This is a genomic window from Micromonospora sp. NBC_00389, assembly GCF_036059255.1.
Taxonomy (GTDB): Bacteria; Actinomycetota; Actinomycetes; order Mycobacteriales; family Micromonosporaceae; genus Micromonospora.
In genome coordinates, this window is record NZ_CP107947.1 from 1734895 (window position 1) to 1760337 (window position 25443).

24 protein-coding genes, 3 tRNA genes and 2 pseudogenes are annotated in these 25443 nt (G+C 71.1%); 13 read left to right on the forward strand and 16 right to left on the reverse strand.

Going from position 1 to position 25443, the window contains the following annotated elements; all coding sequences use genetic code 11:
• Positions 1–84: 84 nt before the first annotated feature.
• The 4 genes from purF (at position 85) to amcA (ending at position 4278) form a co-directional block, all read left to right on the forward strand.
• Positions 85–1623 (forward strand): amidophosphoribosyltransferase, encoded by a 1539-nt coding sequence (gene purF / locus OG470_RS08285; RefSeq protein ID WP_328422359.1) that lies wholly within the window; start codon positions 85–87, stop codon positions 1621–1623.
• 61 nt (positions 1624–1684) lie between these two features.
• Complete coding sequence (purM, locus tag OG470_RS08290) at positions 1685–2839, forward strand: phosphoribosylformylglycinamidine cyclo-ligase (protein WP_328422361.1); 1155 nt, start codon at positions 1685–1687, stop codon at positions 2837–2839.
• A 130-nt stretch (positions 2840–2969) separates the two neighbouring features.
• Complete coding sequence (gene amcB, locus OG470_RS08295) at positions 2970–4073, forward strand: cyclophane-forming radical SAM peptide maturase AmcB (protein WP_328426224.1); 1104 nt, start codon at positions 2970–2972, stop codon at positions 4071–4073.
• Positions 4042–4278 (forward strand): multiple cyclophane-containing RiPP AmcA, encoded by a 237-nt coding sequence (gene amcA, locus OG470_RS08300; protein ID WP_328422363.1) that lies wholly within the window; start codon positions 4042–4044, stop codon positions 4276–4278. The genes amcB and amcA overlap by 32 nt, the downstream gene beginning before the upstream one ends.
• 143 nt (positions 4279–4421) lie before the next feature.
• Here the strand turns inward: amcA and OG470_RS08305 are convergent, their stop codons facing one another.
• Positions 4422–4637, reverse strand: a complete 216-nt coding sequence (locus OG470_RS08305) for a DUF3073 domain-containing protein (protein WP_328422365.1) — start codon at positions 4635–4637, stop codon at positions 4422–4424.
• A gap of 299 nt (positions 4638–4936) precedes the next feature.
• The gene (locus OG470_RS08310) at positions 4937–6019 is read right to left on the reverse strand and encodes a Leu/Phe/Val dehydrogenase (RefSeq protein ID WP_328422367.1); all 1083 of its coding nucleotides are present in this window, start codon (positions 6017–6019) and stop codon (positions 4937–4939) included.
• A 192-nt stretch (positions 6020–6211) separates the two neighbouring features.
• Here OG470_RS08310 and OG470_RS08315 point away from each other — a divergent pair, with 192 nt between their 5' ends.
• Together OG470_RS08315 and OG470_RS08320 are read left to right on the forward strand one after the other, a co-directional pair.
• Positions 6212–7051 (forward strand): hypothetical protein, encoded by an 840-nt coding sequence (locus tag OG470_RS08315; protein ID WP_328422369.1) that lies wholly within the window; start codon positions 6212–6214, stop codon positions 7049–7051.
• 250 nt (positions 7052–7301) lie between these two features.
• Positions 7302–7511, forward strand: coding sequence for a BldC family transcriptional regulator (locus tag OG470_RS08320; protein ID WP_007073996.1), 210 nt, complete (start codon positions 7302–7304; stop codon positions 7509–7511).
• A gap of 77 nt (positions 7512–7588) precedes the next feature.
• On the opposite strand, the gene OG470_RS08325 is transcribed toward OG470_RS08320, so the two are convergent.
• Positions 7589–7978, reverse strand: coding sequence for a PPOX class F420-dependent oxidoreductase (locus OG470_RS08325; protein WP_328422371.1), 390 nt, complete (start codon positions 7976–7978; stop codon positions 7589–7591).
• 54 nt (positions 7979–8032) lie between these two features.
• Here OG470_RS08325 and OG470_RS08330 point away from each other — a divergent pair, with 54 nt between their 5' ends.
• Positions 8033–8812 carry a class I SAM-dependent methyltransferase gene (locus OG470_RS08330; RefSeq protein WP_328422373.1) on the forward strand — a complete coding sequence of 260 codons (780 nt, stop codon included), beginning with the start codon at positions 8033–8035 and terminating at the stop codon, positions 8810–8812.
• A 51-nt stretch (positions 8813–8863) separates the two neighbouring features.
• Here the strand turns inward: OG470_RS08330 and OG470_RS08335 are convergent, their stop codons facing one another.
• Positions 8864–9166, reverse strand: a complete 303-nt coding sequence (locus tag OG470_RS08335) for a hypothetical protein (RefSeq protein ID WP_074315850.1) — start codon at positions 9164–9166, stop codon at positions 8864–8866.
• 176 nt (positions 9167–9342) lie between these two features.
• On the opposite strand from OG470_RS08335, the gene OG470_RS08340 reads away from it, so the two are divergent.
• The gene (locus tag OG470_RS08340; RefSeq protein ID WP_328422376.1) at positions 9343–10200 is read left to right on the forward strand and encodes a 3-hydroxyacyl-CoA dehydrogenase family protein; all 858 of its coding nucleotides are present in this window, start codon (positions 9343–9345) and stop codon (positions 10198–10200) included.
• Positions 10197–10940 (forward strand): enoyl-CoA hydratase/isomerase family protein, encoded by a 744-nt coding sequence (locus OG470_RS08345; protein ID WP_328422378.1) that lies wholly within the window; start codon positions 10197–10199, stop codon positions 10938–10940. Before OG470_RS08340 ends, OG470_RS08345 begins: the two co-directional genes overlap by 4 nt.
• Positions 10941–11005: 65 nt before the next feature.
• Here the strand turns inward: OG470_RS08345 and OG470_RS08350 are convergent, their stop codons facing one another.
• Positions 11006–12349, reverse strand: a complete 1344-nt coding sequence (locus tag OG470_RS08350) for an ABC transporter substrate-binding protein (protein WP_328422380.1) — start codon at positions 12347–12349, stop codon at positions 11006–11008.
• 155 nt (positions 12350–12504) lie between these two features.
• On the opposite strand from OG470_RS08350, the gene OG470_RS08355 reads away from it, so the two are divergent.
• Together OG470_RS08355 and OG470_RS37180 are read left to right on the forward strand one after the other, a co-directional pair.
• On the forward strand, positions 12505–12894 hold the full coding sequence (locus OG470_RS08355) for a hypothetical protein (protein WP_328422382.1): 390 nt from the start codon (positions 12505–12507) through the stop codon (positions 12892–12894).
• 201 nt (positions 12895–13095) lie between these two features.
• Positions 13096–13799 (forward strand): annotated as a pseudogene (locus OG470_RS37180) (DUF2786 domain-containing protein).
• Positions 13800–13912: 113 nt separating this feature from the next.
• Here OG470_RS37180 and OG470_RS08375 read toward each other — a convergent pair.
• The gene (locus tag OG470_RS08375; RefSeq protein WP_328422384.1) at positions 13913–14434 is read right to left on the reverse strand and encodes an SRPBCC family protein; all 522 of its coding nucleotides are present in this window, start codon (positions 14432–14434) and stop codon (positions 13913–13915) included.
• Between the two features lie 165 nt (positions 14435–14599).
• On the opposite strand from OG470_RS08375, the gene OG470_RS08380 reads away from it, so the two are divergent.
• Positions 14600–15484: a hypothetical protein gene (locus tag OG470_RS08380; RefSeq protein WP_328422386.1), complete on the forward strand. Its 885-nt coding sequence runs from the start codon at positions 14600–14602 to the stop codon at positions 15482–15484.
• A gap of 130 nt (positions 15485–15614) precedes the next feature.
• On the opposite strand, the pseudogene OG470_RS08385 reads toward OG470_RS08380, so the two are convergent.
• Both OG470_RS08385 and OG470_RS08390 read right to left on the reverse strand, forming a co-directional pair.
• A pseudogene (locus OG470_RS08385) lies at positions 15615–16244 on the reverse strand (SDR family NAD(P)-dependent oxidoreductase); the annotation flags it as partial.
• Between the two features lie 240 nt (positions 16245–16484).
• Positions 16485–17837, reverse strand: coding sequence for an IS110 family transposase (locus OG470_RS08390; protein WP_328422388.1), 1353 nt, complete (start codon positions 17835–17837; stop codon positions 16485–16487).
• A gap of 237 nt (positions 17838–18074) precedes the next feature.
• Between OG470_RS08390 and OG470_RS08395 the strand changes: the two genes are divergently transcribed.
• The gene (locus tag OG470_RS08395; protein ID WP_328422390.1) at positions 18075–18806 is read left to right on the forward strand and encodes an SHOCT domain-containing protein; all 732 of its coding nucleotides are present in this window, start codon (positions 18075–18077) and stop codon (positions 18804–18806) included.
• A gap of 620 nt (positions 18807–19426) precedes the next feature.
• Here OG470_RS08395 and OG470_RS08400 read toward each other — a convergent pair.
• The 8 genes from OG470_RS08400 to crtI form a co-directional block, all read right to left on the reverse strand.
• On the reverse strand, positions 19427–19933 hold the full coding sequence (locus OG470_RS08400; protein WP_328422392.1) for an NUDIX hydrolase: 507 nt from the start codon (positions 19931–19933) through the stop codon (positions 19427–19429).
• 1096 nt (positions 19934–21029) lie between these two features.
• Positions 21030–21103, reverse strand: a tRNA-Phe gene (locus OG470_RS08405).
• Positions 21104–21202: 99 nt separating this feature from the next.
• A tRNA-Asp gene (locus OG470_RS08410) sits at positions 21203–21276 on the reverse strand.
• A 31-nt stretch (positions 21277–21307) separates the two neighbouring features.
• Positions 21308–21380, reverse strand: a tRNA-Glu gene (locus tag OG470_RS08415).
• Positions 21381–21534: 154 nt separating this feature from the next.
• A complete protein-coding gene (locus OG470_RS08420) occupies positions 21535–22323 on the reverse strand; it encodes a polysaccharide deacetylase family protein (protein WP_328422394.1) in 789 nt (262 codons plus the stop codon).
• 42 nt (positions 22324–22365) lie between these two features.
• Positions 22366–23346 carry a MerR family transcriptional regulator gene (locus OG470_RS08425; protein ID WP_328422396.1) on the reverse strand — a complete coding sequence of 327 codons (981 nt, stop codon included), beginning with the start codon at positions 23344–23346 and terminating at the stop codon, positions 22366–22368.
• Positions 23336–23956, reverse strand: a complete 621-nt coding sequence (idi, locus tag OG470_RS08430; protein WP_328422398.1) for an isopentenyl-diphosphate Delta-isomerase — start codon at positions 23954–23956, stop codon at positions 23336–23338. The genes OG470_RS08425 and idi overlap by 11 nt, the downstream gene beginning before the upstream one ends.
• Positions 23953–25434, reverse strand: coding sequence for a phytoene desaturase family protein (gene crtI / locus OG470_RS08435; protein WP_328422400.1), 1482 nt, complete (start codon positions 25432–25434; stop codon positions 23953–23955). Before crtI ends, idi begins: the two co-directional genes overlap by 4 nt.
• Between the last annotated feature and the right edge of the window lie 9 nt (positions 25435–25443).

The window sequence follows — 25443 nt, forward strand, 5'->3', positions numbered from 1 at the left end:
CGACGACAGTGGTCCCGGCCGAGGAGTGTGGATCCGCCCCGTGATCTCCGCCAGGCCGGTCCAGACCAGCATGAGGGAGCGGTAGTGCCCCGAGGCGACGGCCGGCTGAGCCACGACCTTGACCCCCAGCGACCCGGCCCACAGGATGCCTGTGGCGTCTTCGGCGTCTGGGCTCCGGGCGAAGAGGTCGCCAATCTGACCTATTTCGGCCTTTATGCCCTCCAGCACCGCGGCCAGGAGGCGGCGGGCATCGCGGTGAGCGATGGCTCCGGTGTGGTGGTCTACAAGGATCTTGGCCTGGTGGCCCAGGTCTTCGACGAGCCCACCCTGGCCAGCCTGCGCGGCCACCTGGCGATCGGGCACGCCCGCTATTCCACGACCGGCGCCTCGAACTGGGAAAATGCCCAGCCGACCATCCGGTCGACCAGCTCCGGCACGACCATCGCGTTGGCCCACAACGGCAACCTGGTCAACACCGCCGAGTTGGAGAAGGAGGTCGCCGAGCGCGGCCTCGTCGCGGACGGCTCGACCAACGACACCTCCCTGGTGACCATGCTGCTGGCCAGCCGACCGGACCTGTCGGTCGAGGCGGCCGCGATGGAGGTGCTGCCGCAGCTGCGGGGCGCGTTCAGCTTCGTCTTCATGGACGAGTCGACCCTCTACGCGGCTCGCGACGCGCACGGCGTACGCCCGCTGGTGCTCGGCCGGTTGGAGCGCGGCTGGGTGGTCGCCAGTGAGACCGCCGCGCTGGACATCGTCGGTGCCAGCGTGGTGCGCGAGGTCGAGCCGGGCGAGCTGATCGCGATCGACGAGGACGGGCTGCGCTCCACCAGGTTCGCCGCGCCGGAGCCCAAGGGCTGTCTCTTCGAGTACGTCTACATCGCGCGCCCGGACGCAACCATCGCCGGGCGCAACGTGCACGCGGCACGGGTGCAGATCGGCCGGCAGTTGGCCAAGGAGCACCCGGTCGAGGCCGACCTGGTGATCCCCGTGCCGGAGTCCGGCACCCCGGCCGCGATCGGCTACGCGGAGGCGTCCGGCATCACCTACGGTGCCGGTCTGATGAAGAACCCGTACGTGGGGCGCACCTTCATCCAGCCGTCGCAGACCCTGCGCCAGCTCGGCATCCGGCTCAAGCTCAACCCGCTGCGAGAGAACGTCCGGGGCAAGCGGCTGGTGGTGGTGGACGACTCGATCGTCCGCGGCAACACGCAGCGGGCCATCGTGCGGATGCTGCGCGAGGCGGGGGCACTGGAGGTGCACGTCCGGATCTCCTCCCCGCCGGTCAGCTGGCCGTGCTTCTACGGCATCGACTTCGCCACTCGGGCGGAGCTGCTGGCCAACGGGTTGGACAACGACGGCATCCGGCGTTCCATCGGAGCCGACACGCTGGGTTACGTTTCGCTTCCTGGCCTGATCGCCGCGACCGAGCAGCCGAAGACCCGGCTGTGTCGGGCGTGTTTCGATGGGGAGTACCCGATCGAGCTGCCGGCCGGCAACCTGATCGGCAAGCACGTGCTCGAAGGGGTGGGCCGACGGGTCGCCAACTCGGCACCGGAAGCCCCACACACCAACGGCTCGCTCGTCGCCACTCCGGGTGGCGTGACCGCAAACCGCCCGTAGCACCAACCGGCGCGGCCCGGCCACCGCCGGTGCGGCACCGAGAACCACAAAGGGGAGAACCGTGACGCACGTGTCCGAGCGCAGCGGCGCAGGAAGCAGCCCGACCGGCGCCGGCGGCGACCGCCAGCTCTGGACGGCCGGCGCCGGCCGTCAGACCCGCAAACGCTCGGTCTCGTACGCCGACGCGGGCGTCTCGATCGACGCGGGTGACCGCGCGGTGGAGCTGCTCAAGTCGAAGGTGCGTCAGACCCGTCGCCCCGAGGTGCTGGGTGACCTCGGCGGCTTCGCCGGCCTGTTCCGGCTGGACACGACCAAGTACAAGAACCCGATCCTGGCTTCCTCCACCGACGGGGTGGGCACCAAGCTGGTGATCGCCCAGCAGATGGACATCCACGACACGGTCGGCATCGACCTGGTCGCGATGGTCGTCGACGACCTGGTGGCCTGTGGGGCCGAGCCGCTGTTCCTGCTCGACTACATCGCCACCGGCGAGGTGGTTCCGGACAAGGTCGCCGAGATTGGCGCGGGCATCGCCGACGGTTGCCGCTACGCCGGCTGCGCGCTGCTGGGCGGGGAGACCGCCGAGCACCCCGGCGTGCTCCGCCCGGACGAGTACGACATCTCCGCGACCGGCGTCGGCGTGGTCGAGGAGAGCGACATCCTCAGCCCGGATCGGGTCGAGGTGGGCGACGTGGTGATTGCCATGCGCTCCTCCGGCCTGCACTCCAACGGCTACTCGCTGGTCCGGCACGTGCTGCTCGGCGCGGCCCGGATGCGGCTGGACATCGTGATCGACGACTTCGGCCGGCAGCGGACCCTGGGTGAGGAGCTGCTCACCCCGACCAAGATCTACGCCAAGGACTGCCTGAAGCTGATCGCCGAGGCCGAGGTGCGGGTGCTGGCCCACGTCACCGGCGGCGGCATCCCCGGCAACCTGGTCCGGGTGCTGCCCGAGCACGTCGACGCGGTGGTCAACCGGTCCACCTGGAAGCCGCAGCCGGTCTTCGACCTGATCCAGTCGAAGGGTCGGATCGACGACCAGGACATGGAGTCGACCTTCAACATGGGCGTCGGCATGTTCGCGATCGTCTCGGCCGAGGACGCCGACCGCGCGCTGGCCACGCTGACCGGTCGTGGGGTCGAGGCGTGGCAGGCCGGCGAGATCATCGAGGGCACCGGCAACGTGCAGATGGTTGGCCAGCACACCCGCGGATGATCACGTTCTGGTGATCGTACGGGCACCTGATCAGGGCTTCACCCGAGTGGCCAATGCCGCCTAGCCTGAAGGGCACCCTCAGGCTAGGCGGAGGAGGGCGATGGCTGCTCGGGAACGGTCGTTCAGCGGGATGCGCGGTCTGGCCGCGGTCCCGTCGTACGTCGTCATGCAGCCCACCACCCTCTGCAACCTCGACTGCGCGTACTGCTACCTGCCGTTCCGGGCCGCCGACCGGCGAATGCCGGTGCCGGTGGCCGAGGCGGTGGCGGCGGCGGTCAACCCGTGGGCGGCGGCCGGTCGATTCTCCGTGGTGTGGCACGGCGGTGAGCCGCTGGCGGCCGGCCGGGAGCACCTGGCCGACCTGATCGCGCCGTTCGGGCCCCAGGTCGAGCACCACGTGCAGACCAACGCCACGCTGATCGACGACGACTGGTGCGACTTTTTCGCCCGGCACGAGGTGCGGGTGAGCGTGAGCGTGGACGGGCCCCGGGAGCGCAACGGCGACCGGGTCAACCGGGGAGGCCAGCCGGCGTACGACCGGATCCTGCGCGGGGTCGCCGCGCTGCGTCGGCACGGGCTGCCGTTCTCCGCGCTCGCCGTGGTGTCCAGGCCGGAGGCGGGGCTCGCCGCCGAGCTGTACGACTACTTCCTCGGGCTGGGCTGCGACGTGTTGGGCATCAACATCGAGGAGACCGAGGGGGTAAACACCCGCGACAACCGTCACGACGCGGCGGCGGTGACCGCCTTCTGGGCGGAGCTGGTGGCGGCCTGGCGCCGGGAGCCCCGGATTCACCTGCGCGAGATCGAGTGGTCGCTGCGCTACGCCGCGGCGGTGCTCGACAACTCGGCGGACAGCGTGCTGCCCCGCCGGCTGGACCCCATCCCGACGATCGGGCACGACGGCTCGGTGACCGTGCTCTCCCCGGAGCTCGCCGGCTTCACCGACCCCCACTACGGCGACTTCAGCAGCGGCAACGTGCTGACCACCCCGCTGGCCGAGATCCTCACGGGCGCTGCCGCGACGCCCTGGGTGGGCGAGTTCCTGGCCGGGGTGGAGTCGTGCCGGACGTCCTGCCCGTACTTCGGCTTCTGTGGCGGTGGCCATGCGGCCAACCGCTACTTCGAGCTGGGGCGTTTCGACGGTACGGAGACCGAGCACTGCCGCAACAGCAAGATCCGCCTATTGGAGGGAGTGTTGGAGCATGCCCGAGACCACGAGTCACCGGTTGCCTGAGCGCGAGGCGGATGACGCCCCGGACGGAGTCACCGAGCGGGTGCGGGAGGTGGCCCCGGGGCTCGTCGAGCTGCTTCAGGAGGCCGAGGACGCACGGCGGCTGCGGGCGGAGGTATCGGGCGGGGACGACGCCAGCGCGGTCTGCGCCTGGAACCACTTCGAGAACATCCCGACCTTCTACAACTGGAACAACCGGCCACGCTGACGGGGACCGCGGTCAGGGGCCTGTCGAACGGCCGGAGAGGTCTCCCGCCGGGCCAGGCCCCTGATCGTCGGTGCCGGTAGCGCTCTCGACGGGCACATGCGTGAGCACGCGGGGGTCACCGCGTGCTCAGCTACGCCGAGAGGTCAGTGGGTCGGACGAACCCAGGGATCCGGGTCGTCGTCCGCGTGATCCTCATCATCGTCGTCGACGAACTCTTTTGAGTCGTCGTCGAAGTGGTGCTCAGACTTACCAGCACCCGCCAGTTCGCGCTGCAAGGCGGTGAGGTCGGTGTTCGGGGAGTGGTACTTCAACTCCCGGGCCACCTTTGTCTGCTTGGCCTTAGCACGGCCGCGCCCCATGGCTCGACCCCCTCGCACAGAATGCGGGGCAGCCCGAAGGCGGGCCCCGATGACGTCAGGCATCTCTCGTGGCTCTTACGGTACATGGGGATGCCATCGTTCGGCACCTCGGGTTACCGTCAACCGGCTCTGCGCGTCGCGTCGATCCGGCCGTAACCCAGTGTACCCGGTAAGGAGCGGAACGGAGAGCACCCGTGACGCCGGGCAAAACGCACCAAACTTGACTCGGCCTCAGCTTACCGAGCCGGGCCGGCGGCGGGGCCCGGAGGCGGATCCGGTCGATCCGCCTCCGGGGTCGCTCAGCGCAGGTGGATCGTGCGCAGCCGGCCGACGTCGGCCATCCGCCGCTCGGCCAGACGGTCCGCGGCCACCGCCGGAGGAACGCCCTCGGCGTCCGCCAGGTGCAGGATCTCCCGGGTGGTGTCGTAGATCCGGGTGGCCCGCAGCTTCGCCCGGTCGAAGTTGAAGCCCTCGATCTCGTCCGCCACCTGGATCACACCGCCGGCGTTGACCACGTAGTCCGGGGCGTACAGGATGCCCCGGTCGGCCAGCAGCTTCTCGATGCCCGGGTGGGCGAGCTGGTTGTTCGCCGCCCCGGTCACCACCTTGGCCCGCAGCACCGGCACGGTGTCGTCGTTCAGCGCGCCGCCCAGCGCGCACGGGGCGTACACGTCGATGTCCGCAGCGACCAGCGCGGTGGGGTCGTCCACCAGGGTGACCTCCGGGTGGTTGGTGCGCACCCACGTCAGCGCCTTCGGGTTGACGTCGGTGGCCACCACCTCGGCGCCGTCCTCCAGCAGGTGCCCGGTCAGGTACTTGCCGACCTTGCCGAGGCCGACCACGCCGACCCGGCGGCCGCGCAGGCTCGGGGTGCCCCAGACATGCTCGGCGGAGGCCCGCATGCCCTGGAAGACGCCCCAGGCGGTCAGGATCGAGGAATCACCGGCGCCGCCGTGCTCGACGCTGCGGCCGGTCACGTAGCGGGTCTCCCGGGCGATGACGTCCATGTCCGCCACGTAGGTGCCGACGTCGCAGGCGGTGTAGTAGCGGCCGGCCAGCGACTCCACGAAGCGGCCGTACGCGCGCAGCAGCGCCTCGCTCTTGATCTGCTCCGGGTCGCCCCAGATGACCGCCTTGCCACCGCCCAGGTCCAGCCCGGCGAGCGCGTTCTTGTACGCCATCCCACGGGACAGGTCGAGCACGTCGGCGAGCGCGTCATCCTCGCTGGCGTACGGGTAGAACCGGGTACCGCCCAGCGCGGGCCCCAGCGCGGTGGAGTAGATCCCGATGATCGCCTTCAGGCCGCTCTGCTTGTCCTGGCAGAACACGACCTGTTCGTGTCCGGTCGATACCGGGTCGTCGGTGCTCGCGAATACGCCCATGACTGGCTCCTGGAATGGTGGCGTCCTTGTGGGACGCGGACCTGGTGGACCCCGGCGGGGATGCTGCCGGTGTCGTCGAGCCTAGTATCGGCCGGCGTGGGGGTGCCCGACGCGCTGCCGGCGTCCCACGTTGCGGCGCGCGTGGTCCGGCCGCTGACCGCGTCCGGGTGCGGTTCGTGGGAGGATCGCGCCGTGCCGTCGCTCTTCGCTTCTTACCTGCGCGTGTACGAACCGCTGACCGCCTTCGATCGGGACCGCCAGAGCTACTGGCGCCGCTACGTGTCGGAGGGGCGGGCCGTGGCCCCGGTGGAGGGGCCCGGCCGGCAGCGGACGGCGGTGATCGAGGCGCTGGGCGCGGGCTGGACCCGGCTACCGGACCTGCCGGAGGAGGCGTACGTCCTGGAGACGGACGACAGCCTGCTGGTCTGCCCCTGGAACCTGCGGATCCGAGTCGCTGAGGCGGCGCTCAGCGCCCGGGACGGGGTGCCCTCGGTGCTCGCCGACGCCTTCGTGCCGCCGGTGCTCGCCGGGCAGGCCAGGGCGGTGGTGGACGACTGGCGCAGTGGAGCCCGGGTGCTGGAGCACGGGGTGCCCCGGGTACACGAGCAGATCGCCACCTGGGGTGTGCCGCTGCGGTGGTTCGTGCTCTTCGACCCCTCCGAGCGGGACCTGGTCGCCCAGCCGGGCCGACGGGCGCTGCGCTACCGGACCGAGATCTCCAAGGCCCGCCGCCGCTCGTCACGGGCGCTGTCGGTGCTGCGTAAGTCGGTGGGCGAGGCGCCGATCACCGACGCGGTGGAGGAGGCGGCCCGCTGGCTGGAGGAGTTCCACCCGCGTTCGGTGGTGGAGCTGGACTACGGCGGCCTGGTCGATCTGCTCACCGACGAGACGTTGGCCGCGGACGACTCACCCGAGTTGGTCGCCACCGGTCTCGCCGGGCTGTCCCGCGGTGAGGCCGAGGAGGCGTCGGCCGCGTACGACAAGCTGGTGGCCCGGTGGCGCGCCGTGCAGCTGCTGGAGCGGTGCAACTAAGGCAAATCGCCCAAGGAGCACTCTCAAGGCGAGGTGTGCTCGTAGTTGACGCATCACGAACCGTGATCATGAGTCCGAATAAGGTACTTTCTGACATGTAAAAGTAGTAAAAATCGGGCATGGTTCATCCGTCCGTCTAGGGACCTTCATCCGTTCGGCCCATGTCGGACATCGGGGACTAGCCGGACCATGGGAGACGCGTCGGCCGGCGGGACCCCGGCCGATGTCTATACATGTGGAGGAGTGACCGATGGCATCGCGAACGCATGAACCAGAGCCGCTACTCACGCCGGCCGAGGTGGCGTCGATGTTCCGTGTCGACCCGAAGACGGTGACCCGGTGGGCCAAGGCGGGCAAGCTCAGCGCCATCCGCACCCTGGGTGGCCACCGTCGCTACCGCGAGTCGGAGGTCAGGGCGCTGTTGCAGGGCCAGATCCCGCAGCAGCGGCAGGGTGACTGAGCGCCAGTTTTTCCGGTCAGGGGCGGTGGATCTCGATCCGCCGCCCCTTTCCATGTCCGCCTCCGGCGCGCCCGGCCTCAGTCGCGCCCGTCGGCCAGCGTCACCCGGATGCTGACCGTGCCGCCCTCGCCGCGGCGCAGCCGGGTGCCGAGCAGGCTCAGCCGACCGAGCAGCCGGTACTTGTGCTTGAGCAGGTCGCGTACCCGGCCCGTGTCGCCGCCACCGTAGATCGTCGCGTGGGCGGGCACCTCAGCACCGTGCGGGCGGCCTCGCACGTCGCACGGCGCCACGGTCACCTCGCCGTTGCGGCGGATCCGCTTCACCTTGCCCGAGTCGGCCCGGGTCCAGACCGCCAACGCCTCGCCGTCGCGTACCGCCCAGACCGGCGTCGGCACCGCCCGACCGTCCTTGCGGAAGGTCGTGAGCAGGATGTACTTCTCGGCCGACAGTCTGTCCAGCGTGGTCACGCCGCCAGGATACGGCCGCTGCGGGCCGCTGAGTGGCCGGATAGCGTGAACGTCGTGACGGGGGATCCTCTAATCGGTGACGTTGTCGGCGAACTGCTCAGGGACACGCTCGCCGTGGCCTCCGGGGTGGGTCCCCGACCGCTGGTCGGCGGGCGACTGCCCCGGCCGGTCATCGAGATCATCGAGCGGGATGACGGATTGATCAACGGCGCGCCGGCCGCGCACTACCTGGACGCGCCGGCGGACTGGCAGCCGTACGACCACCGGGCCGTGGACCGGGCCGAGGGCGAGACGCTGGACATCGGCACCGGTGCCGGCCGCATCGCGCTGCTGCTCCAGGAGCGCGGCGTACCGGTCACCGGGCTGGACACCTCGGCGGGCGCGCTGGCGGTGAGCCGGCGGCGCGGGGTCCGGCGGCTGGTCCACGGCACCGTGGACACGCACGTCGCCGACGGCCAGCGGTACGACACGTTCCTGCTGCTCGGCAACAACCTGGGGCTGTTCGAGGGGCGGGAGCGGGCACCCGGGTTCCTGGCCGCGCTCGCCGCGCTGGCCCGGCCGGGGGCGCAGATCATCGCGCACGGCACCGACCCGTACGGCACCCGTGACCCGCTGCACACCGGCTACCACGAGCGCAACCGCAGCCGGGGTCGGCTGGGCGGCCAGCTACGGCTCCGGCTGCGCTACCGGGAGTTGGGCACCGAGTGGTTCGACTACCTGGTCTGTTCGGCGGACGAGTTCGCCAGCCTGGTGCACGGCAGCGGCTGGCGGCTGACCGATGTGGACGACCGCGATGCCCCGTACTACCTGGCTACCCTGCGCCTCGCCGACTGAGCACCCAGGTGAGGAAGGGCCCCGCGACAGGGAGGGGCCCTTCCCTACCTCTCAGACCTGGACGGTCGGGGGGAGTTGCTCGGGCGGAAGCCCGCCGTCGCCGTCGACCACCTCGTCCGGGGTGCCGTCCTCGTCGATGTCGACCATGGTGATGTCCACCTTGCCGTCACCGTTGGTGTCGAACTGGAACAGGTCGGCCTTGCCGTCGCCGTCGGTGTCCACCACCCACACGTCGGTGCGGCCGTCGTTGTTGGTGTCGGCGCGCAGCAGGTCGACCCGCTCGTCCCCTCGGGTCTCCACGGTCTCCCCGTCGGTGCTACCCGGGTCGGTGACGCTCTCCGGTGCCTGGCTCATGTCGACTGGTCCTTCCCTCGGTTGACGGGCCGTCTGTACCCGATCCCGCGCTCCCCCACGCATGGGCCGGGTCGCCGTGCTGCATAGGGTCGCACCATGAGCGAGCGGAGTGGGCGGAACACCCGGGCTGGCGTGGCGGGGACCCCGCGCGCCGCCGGGCGGGACAGGGAGGCGTGATGAGCGATCGTTTCGTGGTCGTCGGTGCCGGCACGATGGGGCTCGGCATCGCGTACGTGGCGGCCGGGGCCGGGTACGCCGTCGAGTTGGTCGAGGTGGACTCCGGCCGGGGCGCGACCGCACTGAACCGGCTCGCCGACCTGTGGGAGCGGGCGGTGCAGCGCGGAAAGCTGAGCGCCGACGAGGCTGCCACGAACCGGCTGCGGGTGACGCTGCGCCCGACCCTCGCCGAGGTCGCCCCCGCCCCGGAGGTGATCGTGGAGGCGGTGCCGGAGCGGCTCGACCTGAAGCGGGCGGTGCTACGTGACGCCGCCGCGCTGCACCCGGCGCTGCTGGGCAGCAACACCTCCAGCATCGCCATCGGCGAGCTGGCCGCCGGTCTGGACCGGCCCGAGGGCTTCCTCGGCCTGCACTTCTTCAACCCGGTCTGGGCGATGGCGCTGCTGGAGGTCGTGGTCGGCCCGGCCACCGCCGAGGAGACCACCGCCGCGGCCGTCGCACTCGCCGGCCGGCTGGGCAAGGACCCCGTCGTGGTACGCGACCTGCCCGGCTTCGCCACCTCCCGGCTCGGGGTCACCCTCGGCCTGGAGGCGATCCGGATGGTCGCCGACGAGGTGGCCAGCCCGGCCGACATCGACAAGGCGATGGTGCTGGGCTACCGGCACCCGATCGGGCCGCTGGAGCTGACCGATCTGGTCGGCCTGGACGTGCGGCTGGACATCGCCCGCACCCTCCAGGCCGCGTACGGGGACCGCTTCGCGCCGCCGCCGTTGCTGGTGGAGATGGTGGCCGCCGGGCGGCTGGGCAAGAAGTCCGGGCACGGCTTCTACCGGTGGCACGGCGGGGTGAAGCGGTGAGCGGGCTGCGGACCGAGGAACTGCCGGACCGGGTGGTGGTCACCCTGGACCGACCGGAGAAGCGCAACGCCATCGACGCCGACCTGATCGCCGAGCTGCACCAGGTCTGCGCCGAGCTGGAGGCGCGCCCCCGGCTGCTGCTGCTCACCGGTGGCGCGGAGGGCATCTTCGCCGGCGGCGCTGACATCGGCCAGCTCCGCGAGCGGGGCCGCACGGACGCCCTGGCCGCGATCAACTCGGCCGCCTTCGCCCGGATCCGGGCGCTGCCGATGCCGAGCGTGGCCGCCGTCGACGGCCCGGCGTTGGGCGGTGGCGCGGAGCTGGCGTACGCCTGCGATCTGCGGGTGTGTACGGCGCGGGCGTTCTTCGGCCAGCCGGAGGTGCGGTTGGGCATCCTGGCCGGCGCCGGCGCGACCCACCGGCTGCCCGCACTGATCGGTGAGGCCCGGGCCAAGGAGCTGCTCTTCACCGGCCGGCGGGTGGACGCCGCGGAGGCGCTGCGGATCGGCCTGGTGAACCGGGTCGTGGACGAGCCCGGTGAGCTGCTGACGGTGGCGCACGGGCTGCTGGACGAGATGGCCCAGGGCTCGCCGCTGGCGCTGCGGCTCACCAAGCTGGCGGTGGACGCACCGGCCGCCGCGCACCCGCAGCTCGACCTGGTCAGCCAGGCGGTGCTCTTCGAGGACGACGAGAAGCACCGGCGGATGACCGAGTTCCTGGAGCGCCGCCGGACCCGTTGACGCGGGGACGGAAACGGCCGCACCGGCGGAATGCCGGTGCGGCCGTCGTGGTCCGTGGTCGGTGCTCAGTGCCGGATCTGCACCCCGCTGTCGGCGAGCGCCCGGATCACCTGTGCGGACTCGCCGAAGCCGATGACCAGCACGGCGTCCGCGCCGAAGTCCTTGATCTCCTTGGCGCCGTCGGTGAAGTCCACCGGCGGGGCCTTGGCGTCGGCCGGCGGCTCGTAGGTGAGCAGCTTGAGCCGGTCGCCGGTGATCCCGGCTTTCTCCAGCTCGTCACGGACGGTGGCCTGAAGGCCCTCGCCGTAGGAGTCCTTGCGGGCGACGATGACGATCTTCTGCGACCCGTCGCGGAGGATCACGTCGGCCAGCGCCCGGCCCTGCAGGCTGTCCGGCGGTGCGGTGCGGAAGTAGAGGCCCTTGTCCTCCACGTCAGTCAGGCCACTGTCGGTGTTGGACGGCGAGAAGAGGATCTTCCCGGCCGCCACCACGTCCGGCAGCACCTCGCGGGAGATACCCGAGCCGCCAGCGCCGATGATCAGGCTGACGCCGTCCGCCACGTGCTTGGCCACGGTCGCCTTGGCCACCGCCGGGCTGGTGCCGTCGTCGCCGTCCACCCAGGTCACCGGCTTGCCCAGCGCGCCGCCACCGGCGTTGATCTCCCGGATCGCCAGCGCCGCGCCAGCGGCCATCGGCGGGTAGGCGATCGCCAGGTCACCGGTCTTCGGCAGCAGGCCGCCCAGGATCAGCGGCTCCTGGTCGGCGTCTCCGCCGGCGGGCTGCTTCCTCGGCTTCGGCGGCGCCTTGGTGCTCGCCGCCGACTCGGTGCCCGCCCCGACGAACTCGGTCTTGCCGTCGTTGATCTGCTGGCCGTCGAACGTCAGCGTGGCGTAGCTCGCGGTGGCCGGCTCGCCCTTGTCGGTGAAGCCCGCCCGGGTCAGCGACACGCTGCGGTACTCGATGTCCTGCCCGGCGCGGGCCAGCGTCAGGCAGGTCGCCGGGTCCTCGCAGCGCTGGCCGCCGTTGGTCACGCCGACGATCTGCTTGGCGATGGCCGCCGGGTCGGTGCTCCCGGCCAGTTGGGCGGCGAGCACTCCGATCACCACCGCGTCGTACGTCTCGGCGGAGTAGAGGTAGTCCGTCAGCGCCGGGTCGACGGACCGTAGCCGGCTCTTGAAGTCATCCGGCAGCGGGGTGAGCGGCGTGGTTCCCTTCATCCCGTCCACGAGATTGGCACGTTCCTTCAACTCCGCAGGATAGGAGTTGAGCATGTTGCCGTCCGTGCCGTAGAGGCGCACTTGTTGAGCGCTTCCCTCCTCGGCCTTTTCATCCCCGCAAGCGCTTGTGGCGAGCAGGATCGTCGCGCAGGCGGCCAGTGAGGCTGCCCGCGAGCGGCGTGATACGAACATGGTCGTCCTTCCTCCGGCGAAGGTCCGCTGCGCACATTAGCGTGCCGGGGCCAGCGGCGGGACCGTGGAGGTGGCCTAATGCGCAGGTCGCTCGCCTCGAACACGGATAGTGACGGTCGGGGTGGGCCTTGACCGGCCGTCCTACTGTGCGCTGGGTGACGGACCTACCACAGCAAACGATCGACGACGCGGCTTCCGTGCTCCGCTCGGCGCTGGCCGGGGATGGAGACGCGGTGGTGGGGACGTTCGACGCGGTCGTCGACCGTGCCGGCCTGAACGGCGCGTACGGGGTCGCCTGGTGCCTGGCCGCGACGATGGTCGGTGACGCACCGTCGGGCAGCGGGTGTGCCCTCGACTTCCCGGGGATCGACCAGGCTGACTACGACACCCGCTGGGTGGCCCGGTTCGTCAGCGCGTACGCCAACCGGGACGTACCGACCGGGGAGGCGCTCTTCGGTGCGGCGGTGGCCGACGGGCTGCTCCCCGACTGCCTGCTCACCCTCGCCGGCTCGACGATCGCCACCCTGCGCAGCCGGTCCGGCTGATGATGCCGGGCGCCCGTCGGGGGCGGCCGCCGCGCCCGGGTGGGTCGCTCAGGACGCGTTACCCGCGACCCTCGTGCTCGTCACGCAGCTTGTCGACCCGACCGTCAGCATAGGATGGTGAGACCGGTCAGGACGACGACACCGGCCGATCAGTGCAGGCTCGGCCCCGCGCCGGCCGGTGGATGTGATAGCTCTGGGGGCATGTCCGAGGCCATGCTCAGCAAGGTGCGCAAGCTGCTGGCCCAGGCCGAGGACCCGGCCTGCACGCCCGCCGAGGCGGCCGCGTTCACCGCCAAGGCCACCGAGTTGATCGCCCGTTACGGCGTGGATCGGGCGCTGCTCGCGGCCCGGGACCCGGCCACCGACCCGGTCGGCGATCGGGTGGTCGACATCGTCGCTCCGTACGCGACAAGGTCGGCCTGCTCGCCGCGGTCGCCGAACCACTGCGCTGCCGCTGTGTACGCCGCCGGCAGGGCAGCGAGTTCGCGCTGCACCTGTTCGGCTTCGCCAGTGACCTGGAGCGGGTCGATCTGCTCTTCACCTCACTGCTCGTGCAGGCGGCGCACGGCCTGGCCGGCACGGCGGTGCCGGCCGGCGAGCATCCGGCCGCCTTCCGTCGGTCCTGGCTCGCCGGCTTCGCGCAGGTGATCGGGGGCCGGCTCTGGGCGGCCGAGACCGCAGCGGCCAGCGAACCGGGTACGCCGTCGGTGGCGCTGGTGCTGGCCGACCGCTCCGACCGGGTGCAGCGCCGGCTGGCCGAGCAGTACCCGCGGCTGCGCACCGCACCACCGCGCCGGCTGGCCGGCACCGGATTCGGCTCCGGGGCGGAGGCCGGCCGCCGCGCGGACCTGGGCGGCCGGGACCTCGGCGGCGGCGCAGCCAGGGAACGACAGCTCGACCGCTGAGCCAACCGCTGCGGGGCCGCCGGAGGCGGCGTCGGTCACGGGCCGCCGGTGGCGGCGTCGGTCACGGGCCGCCGGTGGCGGCGTCGGTCACGGGCCGCCGGTGGCGGCGTCGGTCACGGGATGGGGCGGCGGCGCGAGACCGTGGCGAGGTAGCGGGTGAGCAGGTCGTGCCAGCCGGCGGTGAGCGCCTTGCGGTACCCCTCGGCCGCCTCACCGTGCCGGTCGAAGTGCCGGTGCTCCAGCTCGACGCGGGTGCGCTCGGGGCCGTCGGGAAGGAACAGCACCTCGACCTCGCTGGCCCGGGCCGGGTCCGGCACCGGCACCCGGTCGGGACCGAGCTGCCAGGCGAAGACCAGCCGCCGCGGAGGGTCCCAGGTGAGCACCCGGCCCCAGTCGGCGCGGAAGCCGTACGGGCCGATCTCGTAGAGCATCCCGCCGGCCCGCGGCTCCATGCCCAGCTCGGCGAGGGCCTCGGGGCCGGACCAGGTGTACTCGGTGACCCACCAGTCAGTCAGATCGTCGGTGAAAACCGCGAACGCGTGCTCGGCGGCGCCCGGGACGAGGAGGCTGCACCGTAAGGAGAACCGTTCCAGGTCCTGCCGGATGTCGGCCGGATCAGTCATCCCCTGTCCCATAGGCCCGGACCATACCGGCTGATGCCCCGGTGCGCAGCTTCGATGGGTGCCCGGTTCCGGACAGTGGGTTGTCGGACCGTCACGGACGGGATGCCCCGCCGGAAAGCGGGTAACCGCGCCGGACAACCCGGACGACCAGGCGGGTGTACGGCGGAGCGGGAGAGCATGAGCGAGAGCGCGCAGCAGCGGGAGCCGGACCAGGACCTCGACCGGCCGGGCCGGGTCGACGACGGTGGGGATCCGGACATCCTGCTCGACATTCCGAGGGTCGCCGTCGAGTCGATCAGGCTGGCGGTGGACGGGCTGGACGCCGACCTCTCGCTGCGGGCTCGACTGGCCAACCTGCTGGAGATCGACGCCGGCGTACGGGTGCATCTGCACAGCGTCGAGCTGGACATCAACGGCGTGCAGGCCGAGGCGCAGCTGCGGGTGCGGCTGGAGCAACTGGCGACCATCCTGGGCCGGGCGCTGGACACGATCGACAGCAACCCGCAGATCATCGAGACCCTTGGCCGGACGGCCGGCATCGCGATCAACGACGTCAACCGCAGCGCCCAAAAGTTGGCCGCGGGAGCCGTGGAGGCCACCGGCTCGGCGCAGCGCCCCGGCGGCGTACCCGGCGAACTGGGCCGGCGGGTGGGCACGGCCAGCCCGGTCGCCGATCGGCTCCGGCCGGGTGCTGGTGGCCCCGGGCCCGGTGCTGGCGGTCCTGGGCCGCGTGTCGGTGGTCCTGGCCCGGGTGTTGGTGGGCCGGATGTTGGTGGTCCCGGCCAGGGGGCCGGTGGCCCGGGGGCCGGCGAGCAGGAACGACCGAAGCCCGCCGCTACGGAAGGTCGGCGGCCGGAGGCGCAGGGACCCGAGAGTCAGCGTCAGCCTGACGGCGGCCAGGACGGCGGTGGCGTGTCAGGTGGGGCCCACGCCGCAGCCCAGAGCGCGGCTCAGCTCGCCGAGCAGGCGGGGGAGACCCTCCGGCAGGCCGGGCGCAGCGTGTGGGAGGCGATCCAGGGAGGCGTGGCGCAGCACCGCCAGCAGGGGCGTCGGGACCAGTGACGGCGGCGGAGCCGAGCCACAGGTGACAGTGCGAGCTGAAGAGAGCAGCCGCCCATCATGTTGTGATGGGCGGCTGCTCCTGTCGTCCGCTGCCTGGCCGGGATGTCCACGTGCCGAGGGACAGGTGTGCTCAGAGCGTCTTGACCTGGCCGCCGTCGAGGACGAACTCGGCGCCGGTGGTGTTGGCGGAGTGGGCGGAGGCAAGGGACAGCACCAGGTGGGCGACCTCGCTTGCCTCGGTGATCCGGCCGGTGCTGATCGCCATGCTCTGCGGCACGACCTCGTCGAGCGCCTGCTGGGCGGTGACACCCGCGCCGGCGGCAACGGCGTGCGCGAAACCGTCAGGCCCGGTCCAGAACGGGGTCCGCACCGGGCCGGGCGAGACGGCGTTGACTCGCACACCGCGCGGCGCGAACTCCTCCGACAGGGTCTTTGTCAGGTTGGACATCGCCGCCTTGGCTGCGGAGTAGTCGACCACCATCGGGAACGGCAGCCGTGCATTGATGCTGCTGATGTTGACGATCGTTCCGCCGTTGTCCACCAGGGCGGGCAGGGCCGCTCTGCTCGTGCGTACGGCGCTGAAGAACGTCACGTCGAACACGCGCGCCCACTCGGCGTCGTCGACGTCGAGGAATCCTGACCGGACGCTGCCGGCGCCAACGTTGTTGACCAGTACATCCAGCCGCCCGTACGTCGACAGCGCGGCGTCGACGAGCCGCTGCGGGGTTTCCGCATCGGTGATGTCGGCCAGCACCACGGTGGCGCTGCGACGAAACGTCCTGTCATCAGCGTAAGTCGTTTTGTGTCAAGCTTTTGGTCGGTGCCTCGGCCGTCGTCTGTCCCTGCATAGCGGTGATGGGGTTGGTCCCCAGCAACGTGTAATCGGGTTGATGAGACGACGGGCCGGGGCTGCCCGTGATGACAGGCGAGATCACAGTGCGTGTCTCAATGCCGCGTAGGGCTCGCCCCCGGCCGTCAGCTTGAACGCCGCGACGATGAATCAGGCGGCTAGAGCCACCTGCCTGCGGTGGTGGTTGCCGTAGGTGGCGATGTCGGCGTTCCATGCTCTTCCGGCGGTGATGACGGCGTGCAACTGGCGCAGGATCGCCGCGGCGATGACGGTCTGGGCTTGGGTCGCGGTGAGCTTGTTGGTCTCCCGGGTGGTCAAATGCTGGTAGCGGGCGGCATAGACGGCGTTGCTGCGCTGGGCGCCCCAGACCGCCCGCCAGGCGGCCAGACGCAGCGCGGGTCGGCCCTGGCCGGTGAGTTTGGTGCGACCAACGAACGTCCCGGACAGTTTCTCCCGCGGTGCGAGGCCGGCGTGCTTGACCAGGGCACGGGCGGAAGCGAACCGGTTCGGGTCACCGGTCTCGGCGAGGATCGCCGCCGCGCCAACCGCGGATAGGCCGGGGATGGAGGTGGCCAGTTCGGTCAGCTTGAGCTCGTCGAGGACGCGGGTCATCCGGGTCTCGGTGTCGGCGAGCTTGTCGGTGGCGGTGTGCCAGTCCTGCAGCAGGAACGCGACCCGCTCCAGCGCACCGGGCCGGTGGGCGGTCACCCCGGTGGGGTCGGCCAACGCGGTGAACAGGTGCCGCAGGATGCGCAGCGAGGGTTTGCACCCGCCGCGGCGGGTGATCTCACGGCGCACGGCCTGCTCGAACCGGGCCGCACCGAGGCGTCGGGTGCGGGCGAGGTCGCCGCCGTCACGCTGGCAGATCACCGTCATCGCTGCAGCCCAGGTGCGGGACCGAAACGGCTGCTTGGCGGCATCGAGCGCGGCGGGCCAGACACACTCGAGCAGCGCGCGGATCTGCTGGACCTGGCTGACCATTTCGATGATGAGCTGTTCGCGGCGGGCGCCCAGATGCCGCAGCCGGCCCCAGGTCTCATCGATCGGCTCGGGTACGTAGCAGCGCAGCTGCGCGGTCAGCCGAGCGATGAGCACCGCATCCTTCTCATCGGTCTTGTCCGAGGTCAGGTCCTCAGTGCGCCGCGCCCACGACGTCAGCATCGGCTGCACACACACGAACGGCATTGCCCGGTCCGCAGCGAGCTGGCCGAGGACCCGCCAGCGGTGCCCGGTCGGCTCGCACGCCACCGTCACCCCCGCCCACCCCCTCGCCGCGGCCCGCTCGGCGGCCCAGTCCAACGCTGCACCCAGATTCCAGGCCCGGCAGCGGAATGTCTTACGGGCCAACACTTTCGAGTCGTGATCGGTGACGACGACCATCTGCTTCGCGTCGGCCAAGTCGATCCCCACGATCGCGTTGGTCACCGGCACCAACGCCCGCAGCCGAGCAAGCCGCGCGTTGCGGTTGCGATCACCCCGGGACACACCGCTACCGTTACCCATGAACGTCCTCCTCCTGCGATGGGACACCAAGCCCGACAAGCGCATCAGGGGGACGTTCCTACGTCCTGCATCGACACGCAGAACGTCTTTCTATGCCGAGAGTGTGTCGAGGCGCCGATCGCGTCCCATCGACGGCCGCTGCTAGCGTCACCGGCAACCGTTGAGAAGGGAGTGCCGATGGTGGATCGGGCGAAGGTCGGTGGACGGCCGCGGTCAGTAACGATTGCAGTGACTCTGATGACCGTCGTGGCCGTCGGGTATCTCGCAGACGCGATGGCGGTCGCCGTTGGGGCAGCTGCGTACCCGGACCGTGTGCGGGAGGCACTGAACACCTCCGAGGTCGACCCACGCGCCTTTGACGTTATCAAACCACTGGCCTCGGCATTGCCCTACGTCGCGGCGTTGATCACCGCCGTGGCAGCACTGGTCCTACTGGGTATCGCGGCCTCAGTGCGTGCGGGGCACTTCGCGGGCCGCATCATCGCCTGGATCGCGATCGGTCTGTCCCTGATGTGCAGCTTCTGCGGTCTGGGTCAAGCTGGTACGCCCGCTTTCAGCGGAATCTTCTACGTGTCCGCGTTCACCCGTGACGCCTCCGGAACTAACACGTTCGTCCAGCGGTTGCCGGCCGCGTACCCGCCGGCCTATCAGTACCTCAGCGCCGGCTTTGCCCTCTTCGCGATGCTCGCCCTGATCGTCGTCGTCGTGCTGCTCGCGCGACCCTCAGCCAACCGCTTCTTCCGTCCGGTCAGACAGCTGGCACCGCCGCCAGCAACTCATTACCTGGCCGACTCGGCGCCAGCAACTCATTACCTGGGCGACTCGGCGCCAGCGCCGGTCGCTGGGGCAGCCCGTCCGATCATCGGCCAGATTTCCCAACTGTCGGTGCTGGTCGGGCAGCATCAACGCGGCGAGTTGACCGACGAGGAGTTCGCTGCGGCTCGCCAACAACTGCTCGGTGGCCCCTGATACCAGCACGTCAGACATGCTGGTATCCACCCGGCGGGAGACGCAGCTGCGCGCCCTCAGGGTCACACTCGCACCTCCCGCCATCGGCCACTGCGCGGTAACGCCCGCACATGCCGCGATCAGCGTGCTGAGGTGTCGCAGATCAGTTGGCGGACACGTGTCGCACATCAGTCGACGGAGGACACATCAAGTTCAGCCATCGCTGGCACGGCGCGCACTGCCGAATTCCGCTCTATCAGATCAAGGCGGCCCGCAAGCGGGCCGCGCCGGCCCGGCCCCGGCCTGCTGGCGACCTCCGGCCGGCATCGGCCGGGCCGGCCGGCCACGCTGACGGACGACACGATCTGAAGACCTCGGGGCTCCGCCCCGAACCCCGACCCTCCTCAGAGATCAGCCGGGAGCGGATCACCTCGCCGGGCACCACAAGGGCTACCAGCCTCCCCGGACGGGGCCAAGGTCGTTCGTCCGGTAGGGCGCTCCACCTTGTCCCCGTCCGGGGAGGCTGGACGGTCTACGACTGCCCGACGAGGAGATCCGCCAAGCCCTGGAGCGTTATACGGCACAAGGCGACGACAGACACCACTTATCCATGTCGCGCACCAGCGTCCGGGCCAAAGGCTTCATGAGCTGCCGGACATGGTCAGCGCGTCGTGCTGCTCCCCTGGACGAGCGAACCAGGCGCCCTCAGGGTTGGCGAGGGTGGTATCGATCCGGAGCTTTGCGGTCGGTTCCATCTCTGGCAGCGCCCTGACCGAAAACCATCGCACGGCCAGCGCCTCGTCGTCGTTGACCCGCGCGTGGCCGCCGGCTGGACGACAGCGGAACCAGACGTTCATGTACTGGCAGGTATCGCCGTTGGGGTAGATGCGAGGGTAGAGCGCGACGCCCGCGATGCTTTGGACAACGACCTGCACGCCGGTCTCTTCCTCGACCTCGCGGATGACAGCGTCTGCCGGCTGCTCGCCTGGCTCGACCGCTCCTGCTGGAAGTGACCAGCATCCGTTGTCGGCGCGTCGCACAAGGAGGATGTCGTCTTCGTTGAAGACCAAGCCACTGACCGAGGGCAGCATCAACAGCTGTTGCCCGGCTTTCGTACGCAGATCCCGGAGGTAGGGAGAGATCGCCATCGAGGGAGCGTACCGACTTTGGGTCACACCGACACGGGCCATTCACGGGCCAGTAACCGTGGCACCCCGCGGTCATGGACGGGCACGAGAGGCAACGAGCTCCGCCGCCGGGTGCAGGCGTTTCGGGCAACACGGCCGGTTGAGCGCGCTCTTCCAAACTGACGGTCTGAGTTCCGCGCGGGCAGCTCGAAACTAGTCTCCACCGCCATCCGCGCCCCCATCCGGCGGAGGGTGATGCATGTGGTCAAGCGGCCCGTCGTCGGACCGGGAGTCTCGTGGCCTGAACAGACTGATCACCATGAGCACCAGGAGGGTGAGCGTCATCGCGATGACGAACACAAGCCCCGCCGTCTCAACCATCGACACCACCAGGCGAGCCTATGAGTGGCAGGGGGGTGAGTCCAGGCGGCGCAGTCCGCATCTAGTCCGCAAGAGGTCGACGGACAGCGGGGAGTGGTGAGAGATGCCGAGAGGTATCTCCGCTGCTAGAAGGCCATCCGGGCAGCTCGCCGGGTCGCCCATCTTGATCTCATAATCCCTCGGTCGCGGGTTCGAGTCCCGCCCGCCCCACCTCGTTAGACCCCTGCTTAGCCAGGGGTGACGGGGATGGCAGCAGAAGCGGGAGGCGGTCAGGCCCACCACTTCGGGTACCACCTCAGGACCTCTTCCGCAGACTTCGGCGGCTTGGACTCCCTCTCCCGCCACGCAGCAATGGCAGTCGGACCATGAGCCACCAGTCCCCCGGCGAGGAGAAGTGGCGACGTGACCTGTTCGGGCCAGCCCAGCCACAACCCGACACCCGACGCAAGCAGGAGCAGAAGCCCTGCGAGCTGCGTCATCCGGAGACGCGGGCGCTTCATGCCTGCAAGTCTACGTTTGATCGACAACGAGGCCGAGTCCCCGAAGCCGGCAGCGGCGTACGGGATGGCAGCAGAAGCGGGGCGGCGTGCGATCTGCGTGCGATAAGTGGCGGTGATCGCGAGCCAAGAGCGGGCAGCCACGGGCAACGGCGACCGATGCGGCCGGGGCGCCGAAAGCAAGATCCCCACCGGCGTTTCCGCTGGTGGGGACCTCTGTAGCCCGGCGAAAGGCTATGTGGCCAGGGGCGGGGTCGAACCGCCGACCTTCCGATTTTCAGTCGGACGCTCGTACCAACTGAGCTACCTGGCCGTGTCGCTCGGCTCATGCTACCCGCCAACCGGATGAACCGCTGGCAGGGTCACACGCTCCGATACGCAGAACGCCGCGCTGGGCGCGGCGTCGGCGCTGCGGTCCTGACGGGACTTGAACCCGCGACCTCCGCCTTGACAGGGCGGCGAGCACTCCAACTGCTCCACAGGACCTAGCTTGTGTTGCTCCGGCTTGCGCCGGTCGTGCCCCCAACGGGATTCGAACCCGTGCTACCGCCTTGAAAGGGCGGCGTCCTGGGCCGCTAGACGATGAGGGCGGCCCCGCCATCATTGCACATTCGCAACTTCTAGCGGACTTGCTCCCATCCGGCCCCGCCGGAGGCTTGGAAAGCATACGTGATGCTCGGTCGGTCGACAAAACCGGTATGGCCGAAGCCTTGGATCAGCGCATAACCGCAGGTCAGGCCCGGTCTAGCGGAGTCGGGCGATGCCGTAGCGGCGCTTCAGGTCGGCGATCAAACGCGGGCAGGCGGCAAGCGTCGCGGCCCGGTCGCCGCCGCCGTCGTGCAGCAGAACGATGGCCCCGGGCCGGGCGGCGGAGTGGATCCGGTGAGCGATCGTGGCGGCGGTCGGCTTGCCCCAGTCCTGCGGGTCGACGTTCCAGTGCAGCGGACGCATGCCAAGTTCCTTCGCCACCGCGAGTACTTCCTTCGTCCAGCGACCGCCCGGTTGCCGGTAGAAGGGCACCGGCGCGCCCGGGGTCGCCGCCTGGATGGCCTTGTTGGTCCGGGTCAGGTCGGCGCGGATCTCGGCGATCGGCCGCCGGGCGAGGTCGAGATCGTGCCGCCAGCTGTGGTTGCAGAGCTGGTGCCCCTCCCGGACGATCCGCCGCACCAGCTCCGGGTGGCGTTGCACCTCATGGCCAACCATGCAGAAGGTGGCGGTCACCCGGGCCGCCCGCAGTTGGTCGAGCACCTTGGGCGTCCAGGCCGGACTGGGCCCGTCGTCGAAGGTCAGCGCCACCGGGCCGACGCCGGTGTTGCGGCGCAGGCCGTCCGGGAGCTTGGCCGGCAGCGGCCGCAGCGGAGGCTTCGGGGGCTTGGTGCGGGTCGGGCGCGGCGACGTGGTGGGTTTCGGCGGCGTGGTCGACTCCGCCGGCTGCGGCGCGCCGGCGGGTGCGATGGTGCCGTCCGGTTGGGCGCAGCCGGACAGGGCCAGCACCATGGCGAGGACGGACGCCAGGGCGGCGCGGGCTTGCATCTGTCGCTCCCGGGGGGGTCGGGGTAGGCGGACTCCCCGACGCTAACGGACGTCGCCGAGAGCCGACAGTCCCGTGAGGCCCCCCTTCGACTGGTCCAGTGAGTCACGGACCGCGACGGCGAGCGAGACCGCCTCGGCCAGGCCGACCGGCCGCACCACCCCGGCGGGCAGCGTGTCGGCCCGCCAGCCGGGGCCGGCAGCGAGTACCAGCAGCGGGCGGCGTGGCGCGGCGAGCAGCGCGCTGAGCTGGGCGGGGTCGGCGGTGGCCCGGGTATGTGACCAGAGCACCACGGCGGCCGGCCCGGTTCGGTTGACCGCCTCGACGAGGGCGGCCACCGGCACCCGGGCGCCGAGCATCCGGTAGCTGACCCCGGTCTCGGCGAGCGCGGCGGCCATCGCCTCCAGTGGCAGGCTGTGCTGCTCCTCGTCGGCGCAGGAGAGCAGGATCCGGGCCGGCCCGGTGGGCACGGTGGCCCGGCTGGCCGCCGCGAACGCCTCCGACACGCAGCGGGAGATCAGGTGTTCCACCTCGATCAGGGCGCCGGTGGCGGCGTGCCGGTCGCCGATGCCGACGAGCACCGGGCGTAGCAGGCCGTCCCAGGTGGCGACGACCCCGCTGGCGGCCAGAGCGTGCGCGATCGTCTCGCTGATCGCCGCACCGTCCAGCCGCATGGCGGCCCGGGCCAGCCCGCGGGCGGCGGGGCCGGCGCGGCCCACCGGGATGGTTCCGCCGCCGCCGTCCCGGCCGGGCGTGCGGATGCGACTGCGGATGACGACATCGGCGGGTGTCGAATCCGGTGCCTGGCGGGCCCAGCGGGCCGCGTCGGCGGGGCTCACGCCGTCGGCGGTGAGCCGTCGCATGATCTCGAGGCGCGCCAGGTCGGCCGGCGTGTACCGGCGATGGTGGCCTGGGACGTGTTCGCTGGGCCCGAGTCCGTAGCGCTGGTGCCAGGTGCGCAGGGTGGTGACCGCGACCCCCAGCCTGCGCGCCACGGCGCCCGCGCTCAGCGGCTCATCGGCCACCTGACCGCTCCGCCGCATCATCCGCCGACGATCCGGACGGGGTCACGGCCTGGCCGGGTGCGTCGGACGTCGGCCCCGAGGGGCGCAGCAGCCGGTTCACCACCCCGCCCAGCCAGGGTGCGTACGACCGGGGGTCCAGGTCGAGGTCGGCCTCCAGTGCGGCGGGCTCGGCCCAGCGCAGCTCGGCCACCTCGTCCGGGTCGGGCAGCAGCGGGGCTCCGGGGCGGAACTCGCCCTTCAGCACATGGTCGTACTCGAACTCGACCCGTCCGGTGGCCGGGTCCTCGGCGTAGTAGACGTAGACGCCCACCTCGGTCAGCTCGACCGGGCCAGTGCCCAACTCCTCGCGTAGCCGCTGGTTGGCCGCGTCGGCGAGCGGTTCGCCCGGCCGGGGGTGGCCGCAGCAGGAGTTGGCCCAGCGCAGCGGGAACCGGGTCTTGACCGCGGCCCGCCGCTGGAGCAGCACCTGGCCGTCCGGGTCCACGAGCAGCACCGAGAAGGCCCGGTGCAGCCGCCCCGGCGGTTGGTGGGCGGCCGCGACGGTGGTCTGGCCGCGGGCTCGGCCGGCGTCGTCGACCAGCTCGACGAGGTGCTCCTCGCGGCTGCTCACCGACCCTCCCCGGTGATCCGGCCGGCGGCCAGCTTGCCGGATATCAGCACCATCGGCACGCCGACCCCGGGCTGGGTGCCGGAGCCGACGAAGACCACGTTCGACAGGTCGCGGTGCAGGTTCGACGGGCGGAACGGGCCGGTCTGGAAGAGGGTGTGCGCGGCGGCGAACGGGGTGCCGGCAGCCATCCCCTGCTCCGCCCACTCGGCCGGCGTGATGGCCTGCAGCACCTCCACGCCGGCGCCGAAGCCGACGTAGCCGCGCTCCTCCAGGGTGCCGATCAGCTGGTCGCCGTAGCGGCGGGTCAGGTCGCCGCGCCACTCGAACGGCGCCCGGTCGAGGTTGGGCACCGGCGCGAGCACGTAGTAGGTGTGCCGGCCCGGCGGGGCGACCGACGGGTCGGTCCGGCTCGGGTTGGTCACCAGCAGCGACGGGTCGGTCATCAGCTCACCCCGGCGGATGACCTCATCGAAGGTGCCCTTCCACGCGCGTCCGAAGTGGATGTTGTGGTGGGCGATCTTCGCATATCCCTGGCGGGAGCCGACGTGCAGGACGACGCAGGACGGCGAGTAGGTGAGCCGGCGTTTGGGAGCCGCCGGGAGCAGGTCCCGGTAGGCGACCGGCAGGTCGGGGTTGAGCACCACCACGTCCGCTGGCACCAGCTCGCCGTCGGCGGTCAGCACGCCGGTGGCCCGGCCGTTCGCGGTCTCCACCCGGGTCACCGTGGTGTCGTACCGGATCTGAACGCCGTGCTTCTCGGCGGCGCCGGCCATCGCCCGGGAGACCGCGTGGATGCCGCCGCGCGGGAAGTAGACCCCCGCCACCGAGTCGAGGTACGCGATGACCGCGTAGATCGCCAGCGCGTCGTGCGGGGCGAGCCCGGCGTACATCGCCTGGAAGGAGAAGATCCGCTGGGTGCGCGGGTCCCGAAAGAACTGGTTGATCTTCGTCTGGAGGCGGCGGAAGGCTCCGCCGGTGAGCAGCTTGAGCAGGTTGCCGGTGATCAGGTCGGTCGGCGCGTCCAGGTTGCGCTCGATGAAGTCGGTCCGCTCCAGCCGCCACAGCTCCCGCGCGTAGTCGACGAAGCGCAGGTAGCCGTCGGCCTCACGCGGCCCGCACACCCGGGAGATCTCGGCCGCCATCCGGGTGGCGTCGGTGAGCACGTCGAGGGTCGAGCCGTCCGGGTAGTACGCCCGGTACGCCGGGTCGAGTGGCGTCAGGTCGAGCCAGTCGCGCAACTCCTCGCCGACCGCGCCGAGCGCCTCGGCGATCAGGTCGGGCATGGTGAGCACGGTCGGGCCGGTGTCGAACTCGTAGCCGTCCACGGCGAGCCGGCCGGCCCGCCCGCCGGGCACCGGCTCGCGTTCCAGCACGGTCACCTGCCGACCGCTGCCGGCCAGGTGCAGCGCGCAGGCCAGCCCACCCAGCCCGGCGCCGACGACCACCACCCGGTCAGTCCGTCCCGTCACCGTCCGCACGTGACCACC